At 37.2% G+C, this 26,109-nt stretch carries 24 protein-coding genes; 10 read left to right on the top strand and 14 right to left on the bottom strand.

Annotated features, from left to right (window positions below; genetic code table 11):
- Positions 1–11: 11 nt before the first annotated feature.
- Together ACAM30_RS20580 and ACAM30_RS20575 are read left to right on the top strand one after the other, a co-directional pair.
- Positions 12–458 (top strand): hypothetical protein, encoded by a 447-nt coding sequence (locus tag ACAM30_RS20580; protein WP_369616385.1) that lies wholly within the window; start codon positions 12–14, stop codon positions 456–458.
- Between the two features lie 202 nt (positions 459–660).
- On the top strand, positions 661–1,338 hold the full coding sequence (locus ACAM30_RS20575; RefSeq protein WP_369616384.1) for an IS1 family transposase: 678 nt from the start codon (positions 661–663) through the stop codon (positions 1,336–1,338).
- Positions 1,339–1,682: 344 nt separating this feature from the next.
- Here ACAM30_RS20575 and ACAM30_RS20570 read toward each other — a convergent pair whose 3' ends face one another.
- The 6 genes from ACAM30_RS20570 to ACAM30_RS20545 form a co-directional block, all read right to left on the bottom strand.
- The gene (locus ACAM30_RS20570; protein WP_369616383.1) at positions 1,683–2,768 is read right to left on the bottom strand and encodes a hypothetical protein; all 1,086 of its coding nucleotides are present in this window, start codon (positions 2,766–2,768) and stop codon (positions 1,683–1,685) included.
- A complete protein-coding gene (locus ACAM30_RS20565; RefSeq protein ID WP_369616382.1) occupies positions 2,768–3,313 on the bottom strand; it encodes a hypothetical protein in 546 nt (181 codons plus the stop codon). Before ACAM30_RS20565 ends, ACAM30_RS20570 begins: the two co-directional genes overlap by 1 nt.
- Before the next feature lie 37 nt (positions 3,314–3,350).
- Positions 3,351–3,896: a hypothetical protein gene (locus tag ACAM30_RS20560; protein ID WP_369616381.1), complete on the bottom strand. Its 546-nt coding sequence runs from the start codon at positions 3,894–3,896 to the stop codon at positions 3,351–3,353.
- Between the two features lie 117 nt (positions 3,897–4,013).
- A complete protein-coding gene (locus tag ACAM30_RS20555; RefSeq protein WP_369616380.1) occupies positions 4,014–5,417 on the bottom strand; it encodes a hypothetical protein in 1,404 nt (467 codons plus the stop codon).
- On the bottom strand, positions 5,404–6,450 hold the full coding sequence (locus ACAM30_RS20550; RefSeq protein WP_369616379.1) for a caspase family protein: 1,047 nt from the start codon (positions 6,448–6,450) through the stop codon (positions 5,404–5,406). Before ACAM30_RS20550 ends, ACAM30_RS20555 begins: the two co-directional genes overlap by 14 nt.
- A 2-nt stretch (positions 6,451–6,452) precedes the next feature.
- Positions 6,453–7,886 (bottom strand): hypothetical protein, encoded by a 1,434-nt coding sequence (locus tag ACAM30_RS20545; RefSeq protein ID WP_369616378.1) that lies wholly within the window; start codon positions 7,884–7,886, stop codon positions 6,453–6,455.
- A gap of 541 nt (positions 7,887–8,427) precedes the next feature.
- Here ACAM30_RS20545 and ACAM30_RS20540 point away from each other — a divergent pair.
- The 3 genes from ACAM30_RS20540 to ACAM30_RS20530 all read left to right on the top strand — a co-directional run bounded on the left by ACAM30_RS20540 (position 8,428) and on the right by ACAM30_RS20530 (position 12,150).
- Complete coding sequence (locus tag ACAM30_RS20540; protein WP_369616377.1) at positions 8,428–8,994, top strand: helix-turn-helix domain-containing protein; 567 nt, start codon at positions 8,428–8,430, stop codon at positions 8,992–8,994.
- A gap of 84 nt (positions 8,995–9,078) precedes the next feature.
- Positions 9,079–11,499 carry a heavy metal translocating P-type ATPase gene (locus tag ACAM30_RS20535; RefSeq protein WP_369616376.1) on the top strand — a complete coding sequence of 807 codons (2,421 nt, stop codon included), beginning with the start codon at positions 9,079–9,081 and terminating at the stop codon, positions 11,497–11,499.
- A gap of 429 nt (positions 11,500–11,928) precedes the next feature.
- The gene (locus ACAM30_RS20530) at positions 11,929–12,150 is read left to right on the top strand and encodes a heavy-metal-associated domain-containing protein (protein WP_369616375.1); all 222 of its coding nucleotides are present in this window, start codon (positions 11,929–11,931) and stop codon (positions 12,148–12,150) included.
- A 405-nt stretch (positions 12,151–12,555) separates the two neighbouring features.
- On the opposite strand, the gene ACAM30_RS20525 is transcribed toward ACAM30_RS20530, so the two are convergent.
- From ACAM30_RS20525 to ACAM30_RS20490, 8 genes are all read right to left on the bottom strand, one after another.
- Positions 12,556–12,990, bottom strand: coding sequence for a hypothetical protein (locus tag ACAM30_RS20525; RefSeq protein ID WP_369616374.1), 435 nt, complete (start codon positions 12,988–12,990; stop codon positions 12,556–12,558).
- 4 nt (positions 12,991–12,994) lie between these two features.
- Positions 12,995–14,083: an efflux RND transporter periplasmic adaptor subunit gene (locus ACAM30_RS20520; RefSeq protein ID WP_369616373.1), complete on the bottom strand. Its 1,089-nt coding sequence runs from the start codon at positions 14,081–14,083 to the stop codon at positions 12,995–12,997.
- A 3-nt stretch (positions 14,084–14,086) separates the two neighbouring features.
- On the bottom strand, positions 14,087–17,233 hold the full coding sequence (locus ACAM30_RS20515) for an efflux RND transporter permease subunit (RefSeq protein ID WP_369616372.1): 3,147 nt from the start codon (positions 17,231–17,233) through the stop codon (positions 14,087–14,089).
- Positions 17,234–17,243: 10 nt separating this feature from the next.
- Positions 17,244–18,629, bottom strand: coding sequence for a TolC family protein (locus ACAM30_RS20510; RefSeq protein ID WP_369616371.1), 1,386 nt, complete (start codon positions 18,627–18,629; stop codon positions 17,244–17,246).
- A 74-nt stretch (positions 18,630–18,703) separates the two neighbouring features.
- Positions 18,704–19,153 (bottom strand): hypothetical protein, encoded by a 450-nt coding sequence (locus tag ACAM30_RS20505; RefSeq protein ID WP_369616370.1) that lies wholly within the window; start codon positions 19,151–19,153, stop codon positions 18,704–18,706.
- A 90-nt stretch (positions 19,154–19,243) separates the two neighbouring features.
- Entirely contained in the window at positions 19,244–19,447 is a 204-nt protein-coding gene (locus ACAM30_RS20500; RefSeq protein WP_017496797.1) for a helix-turn-helix transcriptional regulator, read from the bottom strand.
- 3 nt (positions 19,448–19,450) lie between these two features.
- The gene (locus ACAM30_RS20495) at positions 19,451–20,005 is read right to left on the bottom strand and encodes a hypothetical protein (RefSeq protein ID WP_369616369.1); all 555 of its coding nucleotides are present in this window, start codon (positions 20,003–20,005) and stop codon (positions 19,451–19,453) included.
- A gap of 221 nt (positions 20,006–20,226) precedes the next feature.
- Complete coding sequence (locus ACAM30_RS20490; RefSeq protein ID WP_369616368.1) at positions 20,227–20,802, bottom strand: hypothetical protein; 576 nt, start codon at positions 20,800–20,802, stop codon at positions 20,227–20,229.
- A gap of 133 nt (positions 20,803–20,935) precedes the next feature.
- Here ACAM30_RS20490 and ACAM30_RS20485 point away from each other — a divergent pair, with 133 nt between their 5' ends.
- The 5 genes from ACAM30_RS20485 (at position 20,936) to ACAM30_RS20465 (ending at position 25,568) form a co-directional block, all read left to right on the top strand.
- Positions 20,936–21,394 carry an RNA methyltransferase gene (locus tag ACAM30_RS20485; protein ID WP_369616367.1) on the top strand — a complete coding sequence of 153 codons (459 nt, stop codon included), beginning with the start codon at positions 20,936–20,938 and terminating at the stop codon, positions 21,392–21,394.
- A gap of 94 nt (positions 21,395–21,488) precedes the next feature.
- Positions 21,489–23,810, top strand: a complete 2,322-nt coding sequence (locus ACAM30_RS20480; protein WP_369616366.1) for a family 20 glycosylhydrolase — start codon at positions 21,489–21,491, stop codon at positions 23,808–23,810.
- Positions 23,791–24,102, top strand: coding sequence for a hypothetical protein (locus ACAM30_RS20475; RefSeq protein ID WP_369616365.1), 312 nt, complete (start codon positions 23,791–23,793; stop codon positions 24,100–24,102). The genes ACAM30_RS20480 and ACAM30_RS20475 overlap by 20 nt, the downstream gene beginning before the upstream one ends.
- Before the next feature lie 296 nt (positions 24,103–24,398).
- Positions 24,399–24,914 carry a helix-turn-helix domain-containing protein gene (locus tag ACAM30_RS20470; protein ID WP_369616364.1) on the top strand — a complete coding sequence of 172 codons (516 nt, stop codon included), beginning with the start codon at positions 24,399–24,401 and terminating at the stop codon, positions 24,912–24,914.
- A 294-nt stretch (positions 24,915–25,208) separates the two neighbouring features.
- Positions 25,209–25,568, top strand: a complete 360-nt coding sequence (locus ACAM30_RS20465; RefSeq protein WP_369616363.1) for a hypothetical protein — start codon at positions 25,209–25,211, stop codon at positions 25,566–25,568.
- Positions 25,569–26,109 lie beyond the last annotated feature (541 nt).

Below are 26,109 nucleotides of genomic sequence, written 5' to 3'. Positions count from 1 at the left end.
AATTAGATAATATGATTAGTGAAATTGAACAACAATCTTTAGACATAGATTGGTTTTTTAGCGATGCGAATAACATAGCATTTGTTGCTTCTGGTGGTGGGAAATTGCCGAAATCTATTGAAAAATCTAAAAATTATGAAATATTAGTTTTATATTTTAGAAATTTACCTGATATATCTGAAATTAAATTAAATGAGGATTTAGATAAAATTTTAAAATCAAAACCTGACGAGAGGTATTTAAATGATTTTATAACAATGGCGCGAAAAGGTTTATATGCTTTTGACAAAACAGTCTTAAATAATTTTAAAGATACCAATTATCATTTAGTTGCTTTTCCTGTTAAGCCATTGAGTTTTTCAGATTTATCACAAGAAATTAAAAGTAAATTGAAAGAGACAATTATTAATCAAAAATTATATGAGATAGTTAATATTAACTCTTTAGAAATATCTTGAATAATAGGTAATCTTCTATATTAGATGTTTCTCTAAAATAACGATTTAATTATCTGATAAATAGGTAATGTATCAGATATGTTGGTGGTCAATTATTGCATCTAACATTTACATATTATCAATGAATTATATTAATATCGCATAAAAATTAAGACAGCCTTCGGGCTGTTTTTTTATTTTATAATGTCTTAAATCGAAAAAAATGAGTTCAAATCAGACTAGATGTTTCAGATGTGTTGGCGACATTCCAAACATGATAAAGTATGGAAAGACAAAGTCTGGCAGTCAAAGATATATTTGTAAAGTATGTGGGAAAACCAGAGTTGAAAATTATACTTATCAAGCTTATAAGGTAGCTATAAATACAAGTATCATTCAATTAACCAAAGAAGGTTTAGGAATAAGAAGCACCGCAAGAATATTGAAAATATCCACCACAACATTATTAAAAAGGATTGTTTCAATTGCCAGAAGTATTAGCAAACCAATTATCAGTAAAGGTAAAACTTATGAAGTAGACGAACTTTGTACTTATATCAGGTACAAGAAAAATTACATTTGGCTGGTGTATGCTTTGGAAAAGAATTCTGGAACAGTGGTAAGTTTTAATCTTGGAAAGAGAACGAATAAAACATTTAATCGAGTTTTGGATACTTTAAAATTATCAGAAGCAAAGAAAATATTTACGGACAGACTCAAAAATTACAGGTATCTGATTGATCAGAAATTGCATTCGGTAAAACGTTTTGGGACAAATCATATTGAGAGGAAAAATTTGACACTTAGAACTCATCTGAAAAGACTCAACCGCAGGACAATTTGCTTTAGTAAAAGTATAGCAGTTTTCACAGCTGTCTTGAAGATTTATTTTTGGGTTTGATGGATTTTCTATAAATAGGGGACTCTTTAATACTTAAAATAATAAACCAAATGACAATCGTATTCATTTGGTTTATTATTTTCCTACTCTCCGAAGAGTTGAATTGAAAGGCTGAGTAAATGTTTCTGACTTTGCGTATTTTTTGTTTTCAGAAATTATAAGCGCCATAAACGTCTCTGTATTAAATGTTTTTTTCAAACGCAGATATGGCAGATTATACCAATTTTTCAATCTTTTTAATCAATACCTTCATAAACATAGGAGAAATATAGATTATGGGTTTTCTAAAATACCTTATGTTTTCATGTGGTGAAGAGTATTTTAGCACGTATCACTCAGTAGATTTAGGTAATTAGTTTCGTAAAAACATTGATTACAGGAGTTCCTTCAAGTTCTTTGCTTTTAAATAAAGCGGCGAATGTACCGGATGCTGCCAGAACAGTACCTGTTGATACTACCGGAGCAGAGACAGCAATCATTATTGGCAATAGCGATAGCGCGGCACCTCCAATTCCGGTCATTATTCCTGCTTTTTCTATTATTTTTTTATAAACATTTTTGTTCCGTTCTTCGATTAAATTTAAAACCTCATTTTTTAATTCTTCAATATTATTTTCTGCCTTTAGCGCTCCTCCAAATGTTATTCTTTTCAGGTATTCGGTATAAAAATTCTGTTGTAGCGCTATAACTTCTGCATATTCGGTTAAGGGGATGTCTAATAGCGTTTGGAATTCGGCTTCATTGATTAATTTTTCAGTTAATAAACCTCCCAGAATCCCTTGATATGCATACTCTTCAGTTGTTTTGTCCATCGCATCGGTATGACTTATCTGGTTTGATATGATGCTTTCGTAATTTTCAACAGACTCCGCTATGGTATAAGGATGGAGTTTACAAATTTTGGTGATGGATAACATATTCAGCAAGCTCATTAGCTCAACAGACATCATTGTTTTTCCGGCAGTCTCGGCGATAATTTTTTTTGAATCTTCATTCCAGCTAAAAGGATTTGGAATGATAACAAAGCGTCCTTTCTTAGCCAGTTCAAGGGCCAAAACCAGATTAGAGCTTATGCTGCCCAGATAAGGGATATTAATTTCGTTTAAGGGTTTCTTATTGATAATTCTTTCAAAAATGTAGTCTATAACTACAACACGATCACCTAATAAGTAACCGGTTTTTAACGCTAAATCAAAATCAGTAACCGATCCAAAAAGTCCAAGTTGGATTTTTGCATCTTCTTTGTTTTTTAATATGGTAATGGAAGACTCTGAGTGTTCCCAGATTTCCTGTAATTCCGTTTTTAAATTTTCTAAATCTTCAGTTCGAATGAAATCGGGGAAGAATAAAGCGTCATCATCGACGATTTCAATTTGCAGATTTTTTTGCAGTGCTGTAATATAGCTTATGGTAAAATGGTTATAGTTCATTAGAAAAAATAGTAATTGAATTCTTTTTTAATTAATTCTTCGACCTGATTTATGATGTCGCTTTCGTCTTTTAGGTTTAGGCATTTAATGTAAGAGAGTATTTCTTCTAATCGGTCAAACTTTTCTGCCTGAGCTTTTAAGATACAGCCAATTGCCTCTGTATCCTGATAGATGTTTCTTTCATCATCAATCAAAAAAAGAATAACCGCCATCAATATATCTTCCGGAATTCTGGTGGTGCACAATCTTTTTAAATGTGACATATTATCGCTCCACAATAGCCCCACTTCAGTATCTAATGAAATACTGATATGTCTCCAGTAGGCATCTTCGCTAATATCCCATAAGTATTCTAAGTAATCTGCTATATAATCTTCCTGGCAGTGTCTTAGATTGACTTTTATATAGATGTCATGATGGTCCATCGAATCGACTATTTTTCGGGCTACATCAGGATGAAAGTCTTGTAAAGAGCGGTGTAAATCTTCGGTCCAGTGCTCCGACATTAGTTCCTCTTTCTTTTTTATAATTTCGTTATCTGTCATTATGAAATAAAGTGTTTGTTAGTCTGGCTGTATAGCTTTAGTAAAAAGAATAGCCAGGTTCAGTTTCTATTAATTGTTCGATTTGATTGATGATTTCAGTTTCTTCCGGTAGGTTTAGAGAGCGAACATAATTTTTTATTTCATCCAAGCGGTTAAATCTTTTTGCCTGAGCTCTTAGAACGCACCCTATTGCTTCAGTATCCTGCGCGAATTTACTTTTATCGTGAATCAAAAAAAGTATAACTGCTTCCAATACATCTTCGGGAATTCTGTTTCTGCACATTTTTTCAAAGTGTGGCATAGAACTACCCCATAAGATGCCAATTTCAGGATCCAGTGAGATGATGATATGTTTCCAGAAGGCTTCTTTACTAATGTCCCATAAAAAAGCTAAGTAATTGGCAATATAATCTTCCTGAAACCTTCTGTGATTTACTTTTACATAGATCTCATTATCATCCATTGAATCGACTATTTTTTGGGCTACATCAGGATGAAAATCTTGTAAGGACTGGTGGAGGTTTTCTGTCCAGTGTTCTTCCATAAGTTCGTTTTTCTTTTCTATAATTTCGTCATCAGTCATTATGAATGTGGTTTTAGTTTATTAATTTGTTGAGTATAATTCGTTTTAGCCCACAGAAACATAGGCTTTGCATTTGCAAAAACATGCTATGTTTCTATAGAGTAATTAGTTTTTAGATTATTTCAGATTCATTTTTTTGTAAATATCATCATACTTTTCATAGTTGCGGAGAACAGTTGTGGGAGGAAGATTGAGTTTGTTGGAGATTTGCGATACGTTGCCAACACTATTGATAGCCTCTATAAATTTGGTATCACTCTCTGATGTGTCAGTAGGAGTGTTTCCTAATAAACTGTTGAGGTGCTCTTCCTTTAATAATTCTGGTGCTATTGAATTGGTAATGATTTGTGCCGCTTTTCTTTTGAGGTTTTTACCATAAAGTTTTGATTTGTCGAGCAAATCGTTATATAATTTTTCCATAAGCGAGAGGTCTTCTACAGCTGAAAAATTGTTCCAGAAGATATCAAAACTTAAAGTGTCCAGCACACGATCCATTATAGATCCGGGTCTGAATTCCATTTTTTTTCCGGCAGTTACCATACACTTGGCCATTATCGCTGAAACGATCGGTAATTCGTCTGAATTGATTTGTTGCTTGCTGTCTTTTAAGGCTGTGAGTATTGCAATATCGGGTAGAAATAGTATTTGGGAACCAGTAAATTCTTTACTATCCTGTTGGTTTTCAGTGGCTATATGAAGAATGATGAGCAAGGCAACCAAATAAGGGTGCTTTTTTATAGCAGAGCGGTCCGAAGGGGTTAGCAGTTTATAGTTGCTGTAGTCCTTGTAAGCATATTGTATCTTGTCCAGCAACAGGTATTGGTGGTCCGTTCGGTTAAATCCAAACTTATTGTCATAGTAGAAAAAACTGTTGGAAAAATCGGGTGTTTGTTTGTAACGCAGTAAAAACTGGGTTTGGAACCGGTCATAGATATAAAAGGGGAAAATCCTGCGTTCCTTTTCTTTTTCATATTGAAGGAAATACATTCCATTGTTGAGTTGGGCAGAAAAAACCATTACAGCTGCATCCGGATCGATAAACGAATTTTTATCCCTGAAACGAATATACAGTTTACCGTTAGGATCATAGAGAGAAAAGTTTGTTAAAAGGTTTGTGACGGTTTGTTCTTTATTTGGAAAATCCCTGTCATAAGCCGCAGCAAAGAAAAAGAAATTTGGGATTTGATTTTTGTCGTTATAGGTACATTTTCGGCTCCACATTTCAGCTGGGTTCGAAAAATATTCATGAGTTGTTGCAAATTCCATACTGGGAGAAGTCATTGGATAATGATAATCCAGAACAAAATGCTCGTCCTGACTCACGTTGAGAAAGTATTCTTCGAAGTAGTCTATAAAAGAAGCTTTTAATTGGTAAATTCCTTTTACCAGTGAAAGTTCAAGTTGTTGCGTCTCTTCCTCTACAATTTTGTTCAGTGTTCCATCAACAAGTACAAGCTGTAAGCCTTCCAGAGGCTGTTTGAAAGAAATACGAATGGAGTATTTAGGATCAAAATCGTTCATAACTGATGGTTTTTGGAGAGTAATTGATAAAAGTTTTGGGTGGTGCTGCAGTATCGGTATTGTCTTTGAGCTGATAAAAACCTTTAGCTAGTCCTTTTAGCTGTAAAACCTGTCCTATGATAACATCACCGTGCCAGACTTTTTCGAGGTTCGGACCGTAGAGTGTGACATTAGAGTTACGCTCAAAAGTAATTTCGCAATTGTACTTTGGCAGTTTTACAGGAACGTTACAAATTAGAATCTGATCCCCGCCATTTAGAGAATCGGCTGAGGCATCCTGTATTTTTTTGAACTTTTCGGCATGGCTCTTGAAATTGTTCCGGATATGATTCATAAGATTCATTGCCGTAATTTGCCCGGTTGCATCACTGTCGGCATCACCATTGAGACTGTCAATAAGAAAAGTGGTAAAAGCTCCTCTTTTTTTGTCAGACTCTGATTCTTTTGGTTGTTCGTCGGTTGTAACATCGTCTGATGGATTGTCTGTTACCGGATCAATAACTATCTCATAGCTCAGTTTGCCATAGGCGGTAGAATTACAAATAAGGACTTGTGGATTTCTATTACCCACCGGGAGATTCCAGGGGCCAGTAGGGGAATTTCCTTTAATCAGCGTATCGTGTTCACGACAGCAATCAAAGAAAATAAGGATCTCATCAAACGCACCTGCATTAGTAAACCAGGTACGGTAATCCATACCTGAAATGCAATGGTTGATTAGTGCCGGCCAGAGACGGAGGCACAATGCCGTATTCTCAAAAGTGACGCCTATACCATGTCCGGAGAAATAAAAATACAATCTGTTTTTTTCATTGTTTTTTCTGGCAACGGTATTCATTTTATTGATGGCTATGTCAATTTCGGGACCGCTAACGAGCAGGTCTTCGCTGTCTGATACAAACAGTTTGAGGTTATCTTTTAGTACCCCACCTTTTGTTTCCAGCCAGTTGGCGAAAGCTTTAGCATCCGCTACAGCACCTGACAGCGGTTTTTTCTCATAGTGGTCGATTCCTATTACAATAGCATAATTCATAATTAAACGATATTGATAGTGGAAAGAATTGATTTTAGAGTGGCAGGGTTGTTGTCAAAATCACCGTGGCGGAAAGAATCAGTCCACATGCTGTTATCCGTATTGATGAGATCATCTGATAGTGCGAGTTTGTTGCTAAAAATAAAGCTATTGATTGTTTTCAATTCGGCGAAATTTTCATAGCGTTTATCAGCCTTAAACTGTTCATGAAGTCCCATTATCTTTGCATCCGTTTCGTTTTCGAATAAGCCCGATACAAGGTAGAGCAGGGAGTAGGTGTACAGGTATTTAACACAATAATCTTTTTTCTCATTTTCTTCCCGCATGGTAAACATCTTGAATTTTTTATAAATTCCTTTTTGTTTAGCAGGAATTCCTTTTGCAATGAAGAGGTCGGTTCTGCAGGCGGGCGCCAGAAAAATAACATTGTTGTATTTTAAGTCCTTAAAATTTTCGGATGTTGTGGCCAGCATGTTGCAAATTGCGATAGAACCCGCACTATGTCCTACGAGTTCAATAGCGAATTTTTTACCTGCAGTTTGTCTGTTTTGGTAATGTTTTTCTAATAAGGAAAGAAAATAGGTCCCGGCATGTAAATCGTCACCTGAACGTCCCTGATTATCAGCAAACATTTTTTGGGCTTTTTCTTTCATTTCAGACCAGCCCCATTTGCCTACTCGGTCGATCGAAATCTTTCTAAAGGTCTCTTCTACAATGGTTGGGTAAAAATCGTGATGGGTTTCTTGCGCGTAACGTTTTAGTACTGCAAACGCAATTTGAGCTACCAGTTTACCTATCGTCAGCAACAATCCTTTTGAATCTTCAGCATTGGAATCCGGGTCTGCAACTTCAATTTCTTCTGTCGCCATCTCATCTTCTGCGCGGATCAAGGTATTACTTTCCTGCTCAAGTTTGGCCAAAAAGGTTTCTTCATCTTCGGCATCAAACAAAAGGTTTCCGCTACGGCTATTTCCAGAGGGATTGTTTAGTTGAGCAAACGGATACTCTTTTCGTTTTTCTGCTTCAATAGTCAGGTTATCCATTGTTTCACCGCCACCACGCGAACCAACGCCCAGTTTTTTGCCTACAATTTTAATGACATAGTTGAGTACTTTCTGGAATTGATTGTCTGAGCTTTTGGCACTAAGATTTTCGACTATGATTTCCCAAAGTCCTGTTTCCCATACAAAGGTAATCGCATGTGTTTTGGAAGGAGCATCAACGAAATTGGCACGCATAACTTCGGCCGATTCCATTCCACTGGCTTCATTCACCAGTCCGCCATGGAAATATACAAGCAGTCTTTCGATGTCGTGATCTTCAAGATGTTTGAATAGGTTGTCGACATCGGCAGGTGTCGTATAATAGTTTCCGGATTTTTGAAAGGTTCCGCCCGGTCCGGCGTTTACATAATAGATTTTTTCAAGATTTGTCATGGATTTTGGTTTATTTTTTGGTTTATGTTACTCTGGGCGAGCTAGCCTTTTTGTACTGGCAAAAGGCTTGTGCTGGGGATCTGAATTTGCTAAAAAAGAAAGTAAATTCTAAAGTTCTTTTGGGTTATCAATAATTATTTTGGAGTGTGATTTTTATCTTTAAATCAATCTCTTCAGAGTATAAAGGATACTTTGCTTTACCCATACTTAAGGTAAGGGCAACAGGTTTCAGCTGGTATTAAAAGATAATTTTTATTGATAATGGTCAGGTCAATGGTTAAAGCTACAGTTTAAGTGCGTAATGGTAAAATGATAACATAAAATTAAAAATAAAAACACGAGTGCTTACAAGTAAAAACACCTGTTTATTTTAGTAAAACAGAAAAAGAAGCCCTTGTTTTTTGGCTGTAGTTTCTTTACTAAAAAAAGAAATTAATTACTTTTTGTTTCCTCTGAATAATCTGCTGATGGGGGATTAATTGAAATTTAGTGGTAAATTTGTGACTACATCTTGAATCAATAAATCAGATCAAATAGGGATATGAGTACATTATTCGTTAAAAATATGGTTTGCAACCGCTGTATCATGGTGGTTCAGAACGAACTTGAAAAATTGGACCTTGAATTTACCAATATCAAGCTTGGCGAAGTTACACTGGCAAAAGAATTGAGTGCTGCAGAAAGAACTTTACTGGAGCAGGAATTGGTTCCTCTTGGATTTGAAGTGATCGACGATAAAAAAAGCAGAATCATCGAAAAGATAAAAAACATCATTATTGATTTGGTCCATCATCAGGATAACGATACCAAGAACAATCTGTCCGATATCCTTAGCGAAAAGATCAACCACGACTATAATTACCTTTCCAATTTATTTTCTGAAGTGGAAGGGACTACGATAGAAAAGTATTTTATCGCGCAAAAAATTGAAAAAATAAAAGAACTTTTGGTGTACGATGAGTTGTCACTTAGCGAGATCGCTTTACGCCTGAACTATTCCAGTGTTGCTTATCTGAGCAATCAGTTTAAAAAAGTAACCGGCTTGACTCCAAGTTATTTCAAGCAAATTCGGGCTGAAAAAAGAAAGCCTTTGGATGAGGTGAAGTAAATATTACAAATCAAATCCATAATTCCACAATAAAATTCATTGGTATTCTTGCCAACTTTGCAAGTATAAAAGAACAACTGAATTATGGGAACAATTGATAATAATAAGGAAACAATCTACATTCCGTTAGAAGATGTAAATAGCGAGCACTGTGCCTTAATCGTAGAGAAAGGATTAGCAGAGGTTAAAGGAATTGAAACCCACAAGGTAGAAGTTAACAACCGCAGGGCTGCTATAACGGTTAAAGGTAACGAAACTGTTGGTAATGCGGTGAAAGCCATTAAAGACCTGGGATATGGTGTGCCAACCGTAAAAAATACGTTCCCGGTTCTGGGAATGACCTGTGCCTCTTGTGCCAGCAGTGCAGAAAGTATTGTAACCTATGAACTGGGAGTAGTGGATGCTTCGGTGAACTTTGCCACAGGAAACCTTACTGTTGAATATCTTCCGAACCTTACAGATGCTTCTAAATTGCAAAAAGCGGTTCAGGGTGTTGGTTACGACTTGCTTATTTTGGATGAAGCGAAACAACAAGAGTCTTTAGAGACTATTCATGCAGAAAATTTCAGAAAATTAAAAAATAAAACCATCTGGGCTGTGCTGTTGTCATTGCCTGTGGTGGTGATAGGGATGTTCTTCATGAATATTCCTTATGCCAATGAGATCATGTGGCTTTTCTCAACGCCGGTAATTCTTTGGTTGGGGAAAGACTTCTTTGTAAATGCATGGAAACAGGCCAAACATCGTTCGGCCAATATGGATACGCTGGTAGCTTTAAGTACCGGAATTGCTTACTTGTTTAGCGTTTTTAATATGTTATTTATGGATTTCTGGCACGAGCGCGGATTGCATGCACACGTGTACTTTGAAGCGGCGGCTGTAGTGATTGCGTTTATTCTGCTGGGTAAATTATTAGAAGAAAAAGCAAAAGGAAATACGTCATCGGCGATTAAAAAACTAATGGGACTTCAGCCTAAAACGGTGGTAGTTATTCAACCTGACGGGACAGAAAAGCAGGTGGCTATTGAAGAGGTAAATGTAGACGCTGTTATTTTGGTAAAGCCGGGTGAGAAGATTGCCGTTGACGGTATGGTTATCTCGGGGCATTCTTATGTAGACGAAAGTATGTTAAGCGGCGAACCGGTTCCTGTACTGAAAAAAGAAAACGAAAAGGTATTTGCCGGAACCATCAATCAAAAAGGAAGTTTTCAGTTTAAAGCGGTTAAAGTAGGTAAAGAAACCATGCTGGCCCAAATTATTAAGATGGTACAGGATGCTCAGGGAAGTAAAGCCCCGGTGCAGAAATTGGTCGATAAAATTGCAGGAATATTTGTTCCGATTGTGATCGGTATTGCACTTCTCACATTCGTTGCCTGGATGATTTTGGGCAGAGATAATGCAGTTGTACAAGGATTGATGGCTGCGGTTACCGTATTGGTTATTGCCTGTCCATGTGCTTTGGGTCTTGCTACGCCAACTGCCATTATGGTAGGTGTAGGTAAAGGTGCCGAGAACGGAATCTTAATCAAAGATGCTGAAAGTTTAGAACTGGCCAGAAAAGTAACGGCTATTGTACTCGATAAAACGGGAACCATTACCGAAGGAAGGCCACAAGTGACCGGTATAAAATGGTTAAAAGACGTAGATACTACCAAAGATATCCTGTTAAGTATCGAAAAACAATCAGAACATCCATTAGCAGAAGCGGTAGTGAAAAGTCTGGAAGGTGTATCAAGTGTAGTTTTATCCAATTTTGACAGTATTACCGGTAAAGGTGCAAAAGCGGTTTATGAGAATGAAACCTATTATGTGGGAAACAAAAAGCTACTGGCAGAAAATAGCATTGTCATTGCAGAATCACTATTGATTCAGGCAGAAGAATGGGGTAAGGAATCCAAAACAGTGATTTGGTTTACCAATAGCAAACAGGCACTTTCAGTTATTGCCATATCCGACAAAATCAAAGAGACATCGGTTCAGGCGATCAAAGAATTGCAGGAGATGAATATTGAACTGTATATGCTGACGGGAGATAACGAAGCGACTGCAAAAGCGATTGCGGCACAAACGGGAATCAAACATTATAAAGCAGAAGTTCTGCCACAGCACAAAGCCGATTTTATAAAAGAACTACAGCAGCAAGGTAAAACAGTAGCGATGGTGGGTGATGGTATCAATGACAGTACAGCTCTGGCCACTGCCGATGTCAGTATCGCAATGGGTAAAGGAAGTGATATCGCAATGGACGTAGCAAAAATGACCATTATCTCATCTGATCTGACCAAAATACCACAGGCGATTCGTCTGTCTAAACAAACAGTTACAACAATCAAACAGAACTTGTTTTGGGCATTTATTTACAATCTAATCGGTATTCCGCTTGCTGCAGGTGTACTTTATCCGATAAATGGATTTTTGTTAAACCCTATGATTGCAGGTGCTGCTATGGCTTTGAGCAGTGTGAGTGTCGTGAGCAACAGCTTACGTCTGAAATGGAAAAAGTAAAACTCTTGATGCGTTTGTCCAACGGCAGTTCCAAAAATTTTGGGCTGCCGTTTTTTTTGTTTATAAAGTATTATGAGGAGTTTTGTTCTGAAAGAGCCAAAGCATCAGCATAGTGCGAAGCACTATGTATGAGTTAAATTAAAGTAAATATTGCCCTGAAGGGACAATAGCAATTTTCACGCCCGTAAATAAAAAAATCCGTTTTGATCAGCGTTTTCGCCTGGTGAATCAGTTTAATCCGTGTACCGTTTTTAACAAATTTACTACACCTGCCCTTTGTTTTTTTAATACCTGCCAACTAACAGCTTAAATTAAAATAAGATACTGTAATCAGTAAATTTCATAAATCTAATACAGAATAGTGTATGATGATTGCGGTTAAATTGACGGAAATTTGTAGTATAAAATAACAATTAAAACATCAATATAATGGAAAAGAAAGATTTTCAATTTAAAACCAACCTTAACTGCGGTGGATGTGTTTCTAAAGTACAAGCAGATCTGGACAATGCAGCAGGGATATGTGAATGGAATGTAGACACCACCAATGCAGATAAAATACTTACCGTTCAATCGGATGGTGCTACTGCCGAAGAAATAATAGCTATTGTTAAAGCAAAAGGTTTTAAAGCAGAACCTTTAGATATTTAATTTTTATAAACTTCAGGTTTTAGAACCGAAAAGTTAATGCTTATCGTTACAGAATTTGAAATAAGCCCGATGTTTTATCGGGCTTATTTCTTTTGTAGCAGGCATTATTTATTTTGAAAGTAACACTTTAGGTAAAAGAATTTAAAGGCTATTATGTGGAGGCTTTATTTGTATTAAATTAATAGTTAAGATGATAATTAGTAATAATTTGTTTTCTATTATTTTATTGGTTTAAAAACTACTAATAAAAAATGAATTGTAAGATTTAATTCTGAAAGGAGTTATATTAATTTTTAAAAGAAATAGTTAAGCAATTTTTAGTTAAAAAAAACAAGGGCTGTCCGAAGATAATTCGGACAGCCCTCTGGATATGTTCACTCGAAAAGTGAATTCGTTTTTCAGGTATTATTTTTTCAATTCTTTGTTCGCCTGAATGAAATTCTGATAATTCTCTTCCGATTCAAAATACGCTACATTGCCCTGTTGGTTCAGCGAAATGATGTAAGCCGAAGCTTTATCAACTTTTACTCCGGTATGCGGATCAGTTGCCTGGCGAACGTTTTTATCGTTTGGAATGCGTTCTACACACATGTTGCAGCAGCCGTAGTACATTTTTCCGTCGAACGGAACTTCAATTTGTTTTTTCCCCATGTGCAGATCATTTACCATGCAGACTTCATCATTGGGTACAGGAGTTCCTTTTGAAATTGCAGTAGTATCTTTCACGGTTAATTCCTGTTGGACCGGAACTTCATTTTGCGGTTTGTTTTTCTGATCTTTACAGGAGATCATCACTACTGCCATTGCAGCAATTAGGAAATAGCGGGCAAGTGTTCTCATGATTCTATTTTTTAATTTTTGTTCCTTCTGTTATTTCTTCGGTGGCTTTCATTAAAATGTTGTCACCTTCCTTTAGTGCACCAAAAACTTCAATCTGATCCATCAGTGCGCGTCCCTTAGCAACAGGAATGTTTTTGGTTTTCCCTTCGATTACCTGAATGACATACATCCCCATATTACTTTCTACCAAAGCTGTTTTGGGAATAAAAAAGGTAGCTTCATTAGCTTGCAGCGAAAGCATCGCTTCCACCACCATCAGGGGTTTTAGTTCGGGATGTATTTTCATAATATCGGCTTCGATGCGTTCAGAGCGTAATTTGAAATCTAACACTCCCGATTTACGCGAAATTTTAGCCATATATTTCTTCTGCGGAAGCGAAGTAACCTTAAAATGTATCGAATCACCTAAGTTTAAATAAGGAGTATTCGCTTCCGGAATAGAAAGTGAAACACGCAGTTTTTTATTGTCCTGAAGTACCAGTAAAGGCTTGTCGGAACCTTTACCCATTGGCCCGACATAAGAGCCCGGATCTACATTTCTTTCAGCAACAATACCGTTAAAAGGCGCTCGTATGATCAGATAATCATTCATGGCTTGTATTTCCTGATACGCCGATTTTGCAGCTTCCAATTGTGACTGATCGGATAGTTTTCTGGCTGTGATCTGGTCTAACGCGTCTTTCGCAATAGCACCTTTAGTTTCATTGGCTTTAAACATGCGGTCATAATTCGATTTTGTAGCAATGTAGATCGCTTCCTGTGCTTTCCATTTGGATTTTGCTGCCGCCAGCTGTGCCTGAATTTCGGGAGCCTCCAGAACCATAATGACTTGCCCCGTTGTTACCGGAGAACCAATGTCGACATACAGCTTTTTTACGTAGCTGTTTACTTTGGCATAAATCGCCGTTTCTTTGTCGGAAACCAATTCTCCGGCAAGTTTCAGAGGAACCAACGGATTACTCTTTTTCAGCGAAACTGTTTCAAAATTCTGCATCATCATCATGGGCATCGCTGCCGGTTTTTCTTCTTTTTTGTTTTCTGAATTACAAGATGCAAATGCAATTCCGATAAGGATATAATAGACTAATTTCATGGTTTATTTTTCTAACGTTATATAATGAATGCTGTTTTCGTCTTCAGGATCTAAGGACGGTGATTGGGTAGTAGTTTTGTTTTGAATCCACACAAATACCAGTGGTAAGAGGATCAATACACTAAACGAAGACGCGATTAATCCGCCAATTACAGCTCTTCCTAATGGTGCCACCTGATCACCGCCTTCTCCGTGTCCGATAGCCATTGGAAGCATACCTGCAATCATAGCCAGTGTGGTCATTATGATCGGGCGTATACGCAAACTTGCAGCCTGAATAGCCGAACTAAGGGCATCACCACTTTCTAAACGCAGAGACTCAGCATTACTAATCAGCAAAACGGCATTCGCAATAGAAACTCCGACAGACATAATAATTCCCATATAAGACTGTAAATTCAGGGTAGAACCGGTAAGCTTCATTAAAATCAAAGAGCCCAGAATTACAAAAGGAACAGTAGTCAGAATCACTAAGGACACTTTAAACGATTGGAAGTTTGCCGTCAGCATTAAGAAAATAACAATTACTGCAATTAGTAACCCTGTGGCCAGACTATTCATAGTTTCTTCCAATACCGGAACCATTCCGGATACCTGTATGTTGACTCCTTTTGGTAGTTCACCAAGAGAATTGATAGCAGCCTGTACGTCTTTTTGTGCGCGTCCTAAATCACTATTATGAATGTTTGCTGTGACGGGTGTGTAACCCATCGTTCCCAAATTGTAACTTTCACCCACTACCTTTGTAGGCGTAATGGTTGCCACATCGCCCAGCACAGGTCGATCGGAGTTTTTTCCTAATGGGACATTCATCAGCTCGTCTCTGCTGTTTAGAATGTTTTGCGGTGTTTGTACCTGTACATCGTAAGCAATTCCCATCATTCCGCCAACCCACATGTTCTTGCTGGTGTAACGGGAAGAGGCTGTTACAGGAACCAAAGAACGCGCGATGTCCTGTGCGTCGATGCCCAGCTGAGCCGCTCTTACTCGGTCAATATTGATTTCGTAAGCCGGATAGTTTAAAGATTGCGGAATTTGCTGATCTCTTAAATAATCGATTTCTTTTAGCTTAGCCAAAAGCTTGTTGGCATACATGACGTTCATCTTTTTCATCATTCCCGAAAAGCGAATTTCAATCGGAGTATTCGTTCCCTGACTCAGGATCTTCTCTGTAAGTTCGATAGGCTCGAAAGAGAAGTGCAATTCAGGCATCTTTTCCTTCATGTGTTTGCGGATGATCTCTTTCAGCTCATTGGTGTTTCCGTCAAAATCTTTCAGTGCAATCTGCATCAAAGCTTCGTGCGGACCTGCATTGTACAAATAAATGGGACTCACGGCAAAAGAGGAGGGGTGCTGACCAATAAATACCGATGATATGGCAATATGATCTTTACCAATAAGAGTTTCCAGTTCACCCAGAACCTGTTTTATTTTAAGCTCTGTTTTTTCGATACGGGTACCTTCAGGCGCTTTAATGCGCACTTGAAACTGACTTGAATTTACAGTAGGCAATACGTCTTTACCGGTACTGCTGTACATTAAAAATGCACCAACTGCTACGAGAACAAAGCTGATAATTAAAATAGGCTTGCGTTTGCCCATGATCGATTGTAAAAACTGTACAAAACGATTTTTGAATCCGTCGAATTTGTCTTCCGTATGATCGTGGTTTTCTTTGTTTTTCATTAACCAGTTGGCCATTACCGGAACAAACGTTTGTGACAGTATAAAAGACAGTAACATAGAAAAACCAATTGCCAGAGCCAAAGGCATGAACAATGATCCGGGAATTCCGGTCATCATGAAGGCAGGTGCAAAAACCGCAAGAATACACAGCAGAATCAATAGTTTTGGAAATGCAATTTCTTTACAAGCATCTAAAATGGCTTTGGCTTTCGTTTTGCCCATCGCTAAATGCTGGTGAATATTCTCGATCGTAACGGTACTCTCATCCACCAAAATTCCGATAGCCAATGCCAGTCCGGATAAGGACATGATGTTGATACTTTGTCCAAATAATTTAAGGAATAATACTCCTGAAATAATAGAAATCGGAATGGTTAGCACTACGATTAAAGCGGCTCTTCGGTCACCTAAAAATAAAAGTACCATCAATCCCGTTAACATTGCTCCTAAAACACCTTCTGTAATTAAACTTTTTACAGCATTGATTACATAGACAGACTGATCGAATTCGTATGAAATGGTTACGTCGTCCGGTAAATTCTTCTGAATAGTAGGAATCGCTTTTTTAAGATTCTTTACCACATCCCAGGTAGAAGCATTACCGGATTTTGCAATGTTAATGTATACCGATCTCGTACCGTTAATAAGCGCATAACCGGTAGTAATATCGGCACCGTCTTTTACAGTAGCCACATCTCGGATGTAGACATTATCGACTCCGTTTTTAAAAATAGGAATGTTTCCAAAATCAGACACCTCTTTGATGGTATTGTTGGTAGGTGTCAGATAATTGATATCATTCACATAAATATTACCCGAAGGCGATGTAATGTTATTTCGGCTAATCGATTCTACAATCTGTTCAGGAGTCAACTGATGTGTTCGCAGTTTATTCGGATCGATATTTATTTCGATGGTTCTCGGACTTCCTCCAAATGGCGGAGCAGTTGTTAAACCGGGTATTTTAATAAGGAACGGACGCGCCGTAAAGTTGGCGATATCCTGTAGCTCGTTGTTGGTTTTGGTTTTACTTTTAAAGACCAGCTGACCAACAGGCTGGGAGGAAGCATCAAAACGAATGATAAACGGAGGTGGAGCTCCCGGTGGTAAAAATACCTGTGAACGATTCGAAAGGGCATTGATTTCGGCGATAGCCTGCCCCATGTCTGTACCTTCATAAAAATTAATTTTCATTAAGGTAAGTCCTTGAGTGTTTTTGGTTTCAATGCTTTCGATACCGCTTGTAAACAGCATCATATTCACATACATTTTTGTAAAGTAACCTTCCATTTGCTGAGGGGTATAGCCATTAAAGGAATGGGCAATGTATACCACAGGAAGATTCATATCAGGTAAGATGTCGACCTTTATTTCTTTTGAAGCTTTAATCCCGAAGAATAAAAGCCCCAGCACCATCACCATAATAGAGATGGGCTTGCGCAAGGCAAAACGTATTAAATTCATAATTTCGGGTTTAGTGTATCGCGTTGAGTAAAATGTTCAGATTGCCTGTAGCAGCAGCTTTAATCCATAAGGCCTGCCAAATGTTGTTTTGGGCAATTTCATAATCGATTTCTGCACGGTTAAGGGTGTAGAAAGATTGCGTTAAATCGACAATTGTAGTAAGACCATTATCATACAAAGCAGTGTGCTGACGATAAGCATCGGTAGCAGCGATTACCTGCGTTTTGGTTTCTTCAAAATTCTCGAAGGCATTTTTCAGTTTGTCATTGGCCAGTTTTTGTTGAGCAATCAATTCCTGATTCATGTATTCATATTCGTTTTGAAGCGATTGGGTAACGAATTTTTGCTCGCGCTTTTTAGATGATTGACGGTAGATGTTGGTAAGATTCCAACTTAAATTGATTCCAACCATATAATTGCTGCGATCGATTCCAACACCATCGGCATAGGATCTCGAAAAGGCAGTATTGTCCTGTACATAATTCCAGTCAAAACCCGAACCGCGTCCTTGTATTACACCAAAGGCAGAAAGGTTAGGTAAAGCCATTGTAGCTTGTAGTTTTTCCTGCTGCTCACTTTTCAAAATATCACTTTTTCGCCATTCCAGTATAGGATGCAGACTGGTTTCCGAGATCGATTCCGAAAGAATAACGGGTGTTTTAGTGGTAAACACACTATCGAGCTGATACACCTGATATTCTTCCCCCAGCATCACGGCAAGTGATTTAGAGTGATCCAGTTCCATATCATAGGCCTTTATCACAGCCGATTTGGCATTGGCCACTTCAGCTTTTGCCAAAGAATAATCGACCTCGGGAATCAGACCGCTCTCTGCACGGCTTTTGGTTGTAGTTTCGACTACTTGGGCACGTTCTAGATTTTTATCCTGTACAAATTTAATGCGCTGAGCGGCCAGGAGGTTTAAGTAAGCAGCACCCACTTTTACCTGGTGCTGAAATTTTACCTGTTCCAGATCTTTTTGTGCGACATTCTCATCGGCTTTGGCAATGGCAACCTGCGTTTTAATTTTACCAAAAGTGAAAAGATTCCAATTAACATTAGCCAGATACAGCGATCCAAAAGCGGCATTCCAGTTTTGATCTTGCAACGGCATTGAGGTAGCGGCACTGCCCAGTCCGCCATAACTGTACAATGTACCGTTTTGAGCGTTGATCGTACCGTAACTTTGCTGCGCCATTAAAGTGAAGTCAGGTAAGTACTGACTTTTTTGATAGGTAGTGTTTTCTTTCGAAGCATTAACGATGGCTTCTTTGGCTTTTATTTTTTCAAAATTTTGAATAGAGCGTTCCAGAGCATTGGATAGTGTTACCGTTTGTGCCCGGAGATTTCCGGACAGCATACAGAACATAGCCAACGCAAAATATTGCATTTTCATAGTATGTATTTAAAATTAAACAATAGAAATCGCGTAGCATCTTTAAATGCTACAGTTCGATCAATTGTTTAAAATCAAATACGGTAAACGCAGTAGAAAATATAAAGGGGATTATTCCGAATAGGAATAAAGGAGAAGAAAGAGCATTCCGCTTTCTTTCCCTTAGAAGGATAAGAGCTGAAAACCGTTTCGTAAAAATGAAAAGGTACTGCAATTCCTAAGAATTTAGGAACTAAATCACCGGGAGCAGTTTGCTGTATTTTTTCGGTCGCTTTATGAAACTGTGCTTTATGTTTACAGCAGTCTTTACTTTTTTGCTGTTTTTTTGCTACGCATTTTGGACAGACTTTACCAACAGGAATATCCCCAAACAGATTGGTTTCCTGTGGCACGCCTTTGCAAAAATGAGTTACTGTGGTAAAGCCTGACGACAGTACCAGATAAAAAACAGAAAGAAGTAGTAGAAGTGCTTTTCTCATAATCAATTGCAAAGGTGGTCTTATTTTGGCAGATAGCTGTTGCAAAATTTTGGATGAAATTTGTAAAATTTATAAATCTTCCCTTGATTTTTTTTAGGCTAATTGCTTAAGAGTTTTCACCACTCAAGGTGTTTTTCATTCTTTAAACTCCAAGATATCCCCAGGCTGGCAATCTAGTACTTTACAAATGGCTTCTAAGGTGCTGAATCTTATGGCTTTTGCTTTTCCGGTTTTCAATATCGAAAGATTGGATAAGGTTAGGTCTACTTTTTCGGAAAGTTCATTCAATGACATTTTTCGTTTTGCCATCATCACATCGAGGTTTACAATGATTGCCATAATTTATATTGTTAATTCGTTTTCGTCCTGTAATTCAATTCCCTTTTTGAAGATATAAGCAACAACAAGCAATATTACTCCCATAAATAGCCAAACGTCGGCACCTGCAATTTGCAATTGTTGAATGTCTTGCAGCTTAAGACCGCTATCGGATAAAGAATTTACCAATTCGATTCCCCAGGACGAAAAGAAACCAATGCCAAAGGACAAATAAGCCAGTGTAAGAATAAAATTTCTGAACAGGTTATTGAAGGGGGCTGCAATGTTGAGGTTCTTGTTCAGGAAAATTTTTATAATGCAGTAAAACAATATTGCTTTTAATAGAGCAACAATAATGATAACACTGCTAAGGGTGATGTATCGGCTCTGATTAAACTGATACACTTCGGTTAGATCAACCGATCTCCAAAATTTAGCGGCATCAGCAGGATCGAGCGTTAATGTGGCAATTGTTTTGGTAAGTATTCCTCCGGCTTCGATACATAATCCAACAAAAATAATCCACGAAAGCACGTGTAATACTTTCAGAATGGTTTGGGTACTAATTTTAATTTCCATACTATTTGGTTTAAAAATTCAATGTAAAAATAATAAATATTTATTGATAAACAATAAATTAATATTGAAAAATAATTAAAACAAGCGAAGGTATTCTTTTAAGACCAGTAAAAGCAATGCTTTTAGAATAAAAAAAATCCCAACAATTTTACCGTTGAGGATAATCTATATTCGTTTCAAAACCGAAAACTGAGACTGAAAACTGAGACTGAAAAACCAATTTATATTCTATGCACCATTTTATTTCTAATGTTATCGCAAAACTCAACAAAATCATCAGGCTGCTTAACACTGAACTGCTGTAGATAAACTTTATTTGTTGTATAGGGTTTCTTAATTGTTGGAATTTTTATACGTTTTTTTAATTTAAGGTCAACGCGAATCCATTCGCCAATATATTGATGTGTCAATAAATTTACACTGGATTCCCCACTGCCATCTTGCGCCGCATTACCATCATTATATCTACTCATTCCAATTAGTTCAATTTTATTTTGTGTGGTGTTATATCTGAATTGACAATAATACCCGGATCGCATGGAATGATTATAGAATTGAAAACCATTTTTTGTTAGTTCAATTCCTGATGCATCATTTAAATCATCTAATTTTTTGCTTTTAATGGGTAATGAATTCTGTGAGGATAGTTTACAGATTATTTGACTATTTTTTCTATCAAAGAGTATCTCATCTTTTATAGTATCATTGTCCAGATCTTTTAATAATAAATCTTGGGTATAACATTTCTTTGATATTGTCAGGAAGCAAAAAATAAATAAAAGCCTCAGGGTATTCATAAATATTTGTTCTTTAAAATTAAGTCGTTGGGTACAATTAACAAAAAAAAACAATTTGCACATAGAAACATAGATTATAGGTGTAAAAAAAGAACTTTTTTTTTAATTTCACATAGTTTGTATTTTTGCCCTTATGAATGACAATTTTACAAACGAATACTTTGGTATAGGAATACAAAATGGTAAAACTCCTGAAAATTTGGGTGTTTTATGGCGATCGGCTCAGAATTTGGGCGCTACTTTTATATTCACCATAGGCAATCGATATGCCAAACAAGCTTGCGATACCCACGATGCGGTAAAAGCAATTCCGTATTTTCATTATGATACTTTTGAAGCTTTTTTTGAAAACTTGCCAAAAGGAGCGCGGTTAGTAGGTGTTGAATTAGCTGATAAAGCGGCTGATTTAGAAACCTTCGAACATCCAAGACGCTGTGTTTATCTTTTGGGAGCTGAAGATCACGGGTTATCCAAAAAATCGATGGAAAAATGCCATCATTTAGTGAAGTTTAAATCAGTAAAGAGTTTAAATGTAGCTGTAGCCGGAACAATTGTGATGTACGACAGGAACTTACCGAAACCACGTTCTTAAAAACAATATAGGTTAGTGGGGGCATGTAGTATAGAAACAGCCTATTTTACTAAGATTTTTTCTTGAAATTTAGCCATTTTTAAAAAAATAAGGAATGAGAATACTAAAACCAGTTGTTGTCGCATTTTTTTTGATCATTTTCAGTAGTGCTTACAGCCAGAAAGCAAATAGAGAAAAAGAGATTCAAATCATTCCGAAACCAAAGCAATTGGTTATTAGACAAGGTAATTTTCAGTTTTCTGCCGCAACCCAATTTGTGGTAAAGGATGAGGTTCAGAAAGAAATGGTGATGGTTCTAATTAACAAATTTAAAACCGCAGCAGGATTTCGTCCTGAAATTTCAAATACCATTCCTAAAAGTAATTATATTCAATTTAAAGAGGATGCAACTTTAAATACAGAAGCTTACGTTTTAGAAGTCAATCAAAAAAGCATCACCATTAGAGCTAAGGGAAATGCAGGTTTTATTTATGGTTTAGAAAGCATCCGACAATTGCTTCCCGAAGGGATTGAAAGTAAAAGCAGAATTAAAGCAGTGAAATGGGAGATCCCAAATCTTACGATTACTGATGAACCCCGTTTTCAATGGAGAGGGTTAATGCTGGACTTATCACGTCATTTTTTTGATAAAAACTACATATTAGAGACCATCGATCGGCTGGCAATGCTAAAAATGAATGTGCTGCATTTGCATTTGGTGGACGATCAGGGGTGGAGAATTGAAATCAAGAAATACCCAAAACTTACTGAGATTGGTGCCTGGAGAGTCGATCAGGAAAATGCACCCTGGAATGCAAGACAGCTAACCAATCCGGACGAAAAAGGAACGTATGGCGGCTTTCTGACTCAGGAAGAATTAAAGGAAATTGTAAAATATGCCGCAGCAAAAAATATAGAAATCATTCCCGAAATCGAAATGCCGGCACACGTGAGCTCTGCGATTGCGGCTTATCCTGAACTGGCTTGTTTCAATCAGAGAATAGGAGTTCCGTCGGGTGGATTATGGCCGATTACAGATATTTATTGTGCCGGGAAAGAAATTACTTTTGAGTTTTTGCAAAATGTAATAGAGGAGGTTATTGCCATTTTTCCATCAAAATACATTCATATTGGAGGTGATGAGGCCACTAAAACCAATTGGGACAAATGCCCGAATTGTCAAAAAAGGATGAAAGACAATGGATTGAAAGACGCTCACGAACTGCAAAGTTATTTTGTGAAGAGAATGGAGCAATACATCAATTCTAAAGGTAAAAAGATAATTGGCTGGGATGAAATACTCGAAGGCGGTTTAGCTCCCGAAGCTACAGTAATGAGCTGGAGAGGAACAGTAGGAGGGACTGAAGCCGCAAAGCAAGGTCATGACGTAATTATGTCGCCCGAATCGCCTTGTTATTTTAATTTTTATCAGGGCCCACAAAACGAAGAACCTTTGGCTTTTGATGCTTTTAATCCGTTAAACAAAGTGTACGGGTTTGACCCCGTTGTCGATAGCATGACTCCACAGGAAGCCAGCCGTGTTTTAGGCGGGCAGGCCAATTTATGGGCAGAATTTATCACCAATCCAAAAGCTTCCGAGTATATGATCTTCCCGAGATTGGCGGCTCTCTCTGAAGTGTTGTGGAGCACCAAAGAAAATCGCAATTGGAATAATTTTACCTCCAGATTGCCTTCGTTGTTGAAACGTTACGATTATATAGGGATCAATTACGCCAAAAGCGCTTATTTGGTTACTTCTTCGGCTTCGGCTGATTTAAATAATAAAGTAATTAATGTTGCTCTTAAAAATGAATTTCCAAATTCCGACATTCGTTATGTTTTAGGAAACAAAAATATAGGTGATAAGGCCATAAAATATGCAAATCCTATCCCGGTTAACCAAACTACCATTCTAAAAGCGTCTTTGTTTCAGGATAATAAACCGGTTGGAAGAGTATTTACCGATACGATTGTATTCCATAAAGCAGTGGGGCATAAGGTCAATTATGTAACCCCTTATAATGACAGTTACAAAGGAGACGGACCTCTCGGAATGGTCAATACCATCAGAGGGTCTAAAAACTTTCATGATGGTCAATGGCAGGCATGGCTAGTTAAGGACATGGAAATTGTGATTGATCTCGAAAAAGAACAAAGTATCGAAAAAGTAACTGTTGGGACTTTAGAAAGTCAGGGAGCCGGAATTTATTTTCCAATACAAGTAACCGTTTTAGTCTCTAAGGACGGTACTAATTATAACGAAGTTGGAAAAATAAATCGCCCGTTTGCTGTAAATGTGAATTCAGAGCTGAAAGACTTTAAAATCAATTTTGAAAAACAAGAGGTTAGGTTTGTAAAAGTAATCGCTACGAATTTAAAAAAGAGCCCAACAGGTTCGAGTTCTTGGCTGTTTGTAGATGAAATTGTGGTGGATTAATAAAAAGCTAACGGCGCGTTATTTCCACACTTTAAAGCCGGGCGAAGATCAAACACAAAGCAATACGGCTCAACTGAAGTTTGTCAATTATTATGAGCTGGGTTGCGTGATTACCAATATGCTTAAGTTGTGCATAGTGGCGCTGGATGAACATGCACCTAAGTTTCAGGAGACAGAAAAAAATGAAACGATTAATGTGGGGCTTATTCTCGAAACCGTTTTGCAGCTGTTTCCTATGGATGAACTTGAATTTTTAAGTGAGCTGAGTCAGTTGCTGGCTGCGGAGTTGTAGGACAGTATTTAAAAAAATGTGGAGTCTAATTTTTTTAAACACATAGCAACATAGTTTGGTTTGCGTTTAAAGGACGTTTCACTTTATTTAAAAGCGCATAGTATACTATGTGAAAGAAACGTGTTTCCTTTTTGTATTTTTTTGTGACAAAACAAAAAATAAAAATGATTTTGTCACAGAAGTTGTGACAAAACAAAAAATAAAATTAAATTTGTCACAACTTTTGTGACAAATTTGGAATAAAAAAATATTTTGTCACAAGAGTAAAGTGCGCTAACTTAGTTAAAGAAAGAGGGATGAAAAAAGAGAAGCAAATTGTAGAACTTTTGGGGATCAAACAAGAAGATATGGCCATGTTATTGCAAGTTACACGCAGCAACTGGGCAATGTATCTATCAGGAAAACGTGATCTGCCTGTGGCGGCTAAACTAAAACTGAGTGAAATGCTTGCCTTTTCCAGACAATTTGACGGGCGGGATCAGCATAATTTTGAGCATATCGAAACTCAGAAAGTAAAAACAAAAAAGTTTTTAGAAAAACAACTGTCGACCAATAAACATAAACAACTGGTTACATCCAAAAGACTCGAGAGTCATCAAAAAAAATACGAGGCTGCTCTGATCACTTTGCAGCTTGCAGAATTTTTAGCAGCAAAAGAGGAGCAGACAGTTTTGCAGGTTATTAGAAACAATGCCAAAAACGATATTACCAAAAATGGCTTGGATGTGCAGGAGCCCTACGTACTTAAACTCTGGGTACTGCAACAGGAGGAACTAAAACTGAATGTGCGATTGTTGAGTTATGAGTTATGAGTTACAAGTTGTTTAGTGTAACCGCATGTCCGGCTGAGCGGAGTCGAAGCTGGAGCATTTTATTTTGAGTAACGATTTTTGATTGCAGAGGGGTGGAGTTTCCGAGTAATAATTGATGATTAATAGTGGATAATCTACTTTTTATGGGCAAAAAAGTTAATCTTTTTATAAAATATTTCTTACATATAAAAGATGTCTTGATTTTTAATACTATTGTAGTATAAATCTTAAAATATTAAAGACATAGCTTATTCTATCAAAAGAATTACAGCAGCAGCAGACTGCGATGCTTTATTGACGTGGGCAGAGAAAGAGAAGGCAGAATTAACTTTTAAAAAGCTTTCTGAAGATTATCAGACCACTCGGTTTGAAACTTCGTCTTTAGAAATAGAAGCAATATTAAAGGGAGTGCTCGCCGAACTTAAGGCAGCAGATGTTGTACTTGACGCACTACCGGATGGACCAACTAAGGAAGACGAGCTTAAAAAGAAGGTAAAGCTGGAGTATAAAAAATTCTTACTCGAAAATCGAAAAGTAAGTTATGGAGTAGTAGCCTTGCTGCAAAAAGAACTGGACTTGCAACGCGTAAACAATGAATTGGAGGAAGTAGAAGAGTTTATAAGTGCTGTTACCACTCGTAAAGCTACCTTGTAACAGTTTGTAAGTATTAAAAAGAGGGTTGTCTGATAAAGACAACCCTTTTTTTATGTTATTTTTAGAGAAGAGGGAGTGTTTTCATACTAGAGTTTATAGGATTTACATTGGCTTTTGCCCTTTCAGGGCGGTATTTGTCATGAATTTAGATTATAGTGCGTTGCACTATGTTAATGCTAAAGCTCTTTCAGAGCAATTAGCTGAGTAAATCGCAATTTAATACTAATGTGTATTTACTTCAAAGTAATACCGGATTACAACTAAAACTCTAAGACCAGGCAGGCTGAAAACGTAAAAGCAATAGTATAGTGCAACGCACTATCAATAGTTATTCGTATTTTTTACACCCTGAAAGGGCAAAAGCCCAACCACAAAGAATTGAATTACGAATGAGTTACCTGAAAAGTAAAATGAGAACACAAATTAATTCAGCGACGAATACGTTCCTTAAATCACGTATAAACACTTGTTTGTAAAATATTGATTATCAGTATATTTGATAGAGTTTAATGTTTTGAATGATGTTGCTTATAAAACGATA

The organism is Flavobacterium sp. CFS9 (assembly GCF_041154745.1).
Lineage (GTDB): Bacteria > Bacteroidota > Bacteroidia > Flavobacteriales > Flavobacteriaceae > Flavobacterium.
This window is presented reverse-complemented; position numbering and strand designations above follow the sequence as displayed.

Bases quoted from the DNA above. Each gene is read 5' to 3' on its own strand.
- ACAM30_RS20485 (WP_369616367.1), top strand. From the start codon at position 20,936: ATGAATGACAATTTTACAAACGAATACTTTGGTATAGGAATACAAAAT.
- ACAM30_RS20575 (WP_369616384.1), top strand. From the start codon at position 661: ATGAGTTCAAATCAGACTAGATGTTTCAGATGTGTTGGCGACATTCCA.
- ACAM30_RS20525 (WP_369616374.1), bottom strand. From the start codon at position 12,990: ATGAGAACACTTGCCCGCTATTTCCTAATTGCTGCAATGGCAGTAGTG.
- ACAM30_RS20510 (WP_369616371.1), bottom strand. From the start codon at position 18,629: ATGAAAATGCAATATTTTGCGTTGGCTATGTTCTGTATGCTGTCCGGA.
- ACAM30_RS20535 (WP_369616376.1), top strand. From the start codon at position 9,079: ATGGGAACAATTGATAATAATAAGGAAACAATCTACATTCCGTTAGAA.
- ACAM30_RS20475 (WP_369616365.1), top strand. From the start codon at position 23,791: ATGAAATTGTGGTGGATTAATAAAAAGCTAACGGCGCGTTATTTCCAC.
- ACAM30_RS20480 (WP_369616366.1), top strand. From the start codon at position 21,489: ATGAGAATACTAAAACCAGTTGTTGTCGCATTTTTTTTGATCATTTTC.
- ACAM30_RS20500 (WP_017496797.1), bottom strand. From the start codon at position 19,447: ATGGCAATCATTGTAAACCTCGATGTGATGATGGCAAAACGAAAAATG.
- ACAM30_RS20555 (WP_369616380.1), bottom strand. From the start codon at position 5,417: ATGAACGATTTTGATCCTAAATACTCCATTCGTATTTCTTTCAAACAG.
- ACAM30_RS20520 (WP_369616373.1), bottom strand. From the start codon at position 14,083: ATGAAATTAGTCTATTATATCCTTATCGGAATTGCATTTGCATCTTGT.
- ACAM30_RS20470 (WP_369616364.1), top strand. From the start codon at position 24,399: ATGAAAAAAGAGAAGCAAATTGTAGAACTTTTGGGGATCAAACAAGAA.
- ACAM30_RS20560 (WP_369616381.1), bottom strand. From the start codon at position 3,896: ATGACTGATGACGAAATTATAGAAAAGAAAAACGAACTTATGGAAGAA.
- ACAM30_RS20495 (WP_369616369.1), bottom strand. From the start codon at position 20,005: ATGGAAATTAAAATTAGTACCCAAACCATTCTGAAAGTATTACACGTG.
- ACAM30_RS20570 (WP_369616383.1), bottom strand. From the start codon at position 2,768: ATGAACTATAACCATTTTACCATAAGCTATATTACAGCACTGCAAAAA.
- ACAM30_RS20550 (WP_369616379.1), bottom strand. From the start codon at position 6,450: ATGAATTATGCTATTGTAATAGGAATCGACCACTATGAGAAAAAACCG.
- ACAM30_RS20490 (WP_369616368.1), bottom strand. From the start codon at position 20,802: ATGAATACCCTGAGGCTTTTATTTATTTTTTGCTTCCTGACAATATCA.
- ACAM30_RS20515 (WP_369616372.1), bottom strand. From the start codon at position 17,233: ATGAATTTAATACGTTTTGCCTTGCGCAAGCCCATCTCTATTATGGTG.
- ACAM30_RS20545 (WP_369616378.1), bottom strand. From the start codon at position 7,886: ATGACAAATCTTGAAAAAATCTATTATGTAAACGCCGGACCGGGCGGA.
- ACAM30_RS20580 (WP_369616385.1), top strand. From the start codon at position 12: ATGATTAGTGAAATTGAACAACAATCTTTAGACATAGATTGGTTTTTT.
- ACAM30_RS20565 (WP_369616382.1), bottom strand. From the start codon at position 3,313: ATGACAGATAACGAAATTATAAAAAAGAAAGAGGAACTAATGTCGGAG.
- ACAM30_RS20530 (WP_369616375.1), top strand. From the start codon at position 11,929: ATGGAAAAGAAAGATTTTCAATTTAAAACCAACCTTAACTGCGGTGGA.
- ACAM30_RS20540 (WP_369616377.1), top strand. From the start codon at position 8,428: ATGAGTACATTATTCGTTAAAAATATGGTTTGCAACCGCTGTATCATG.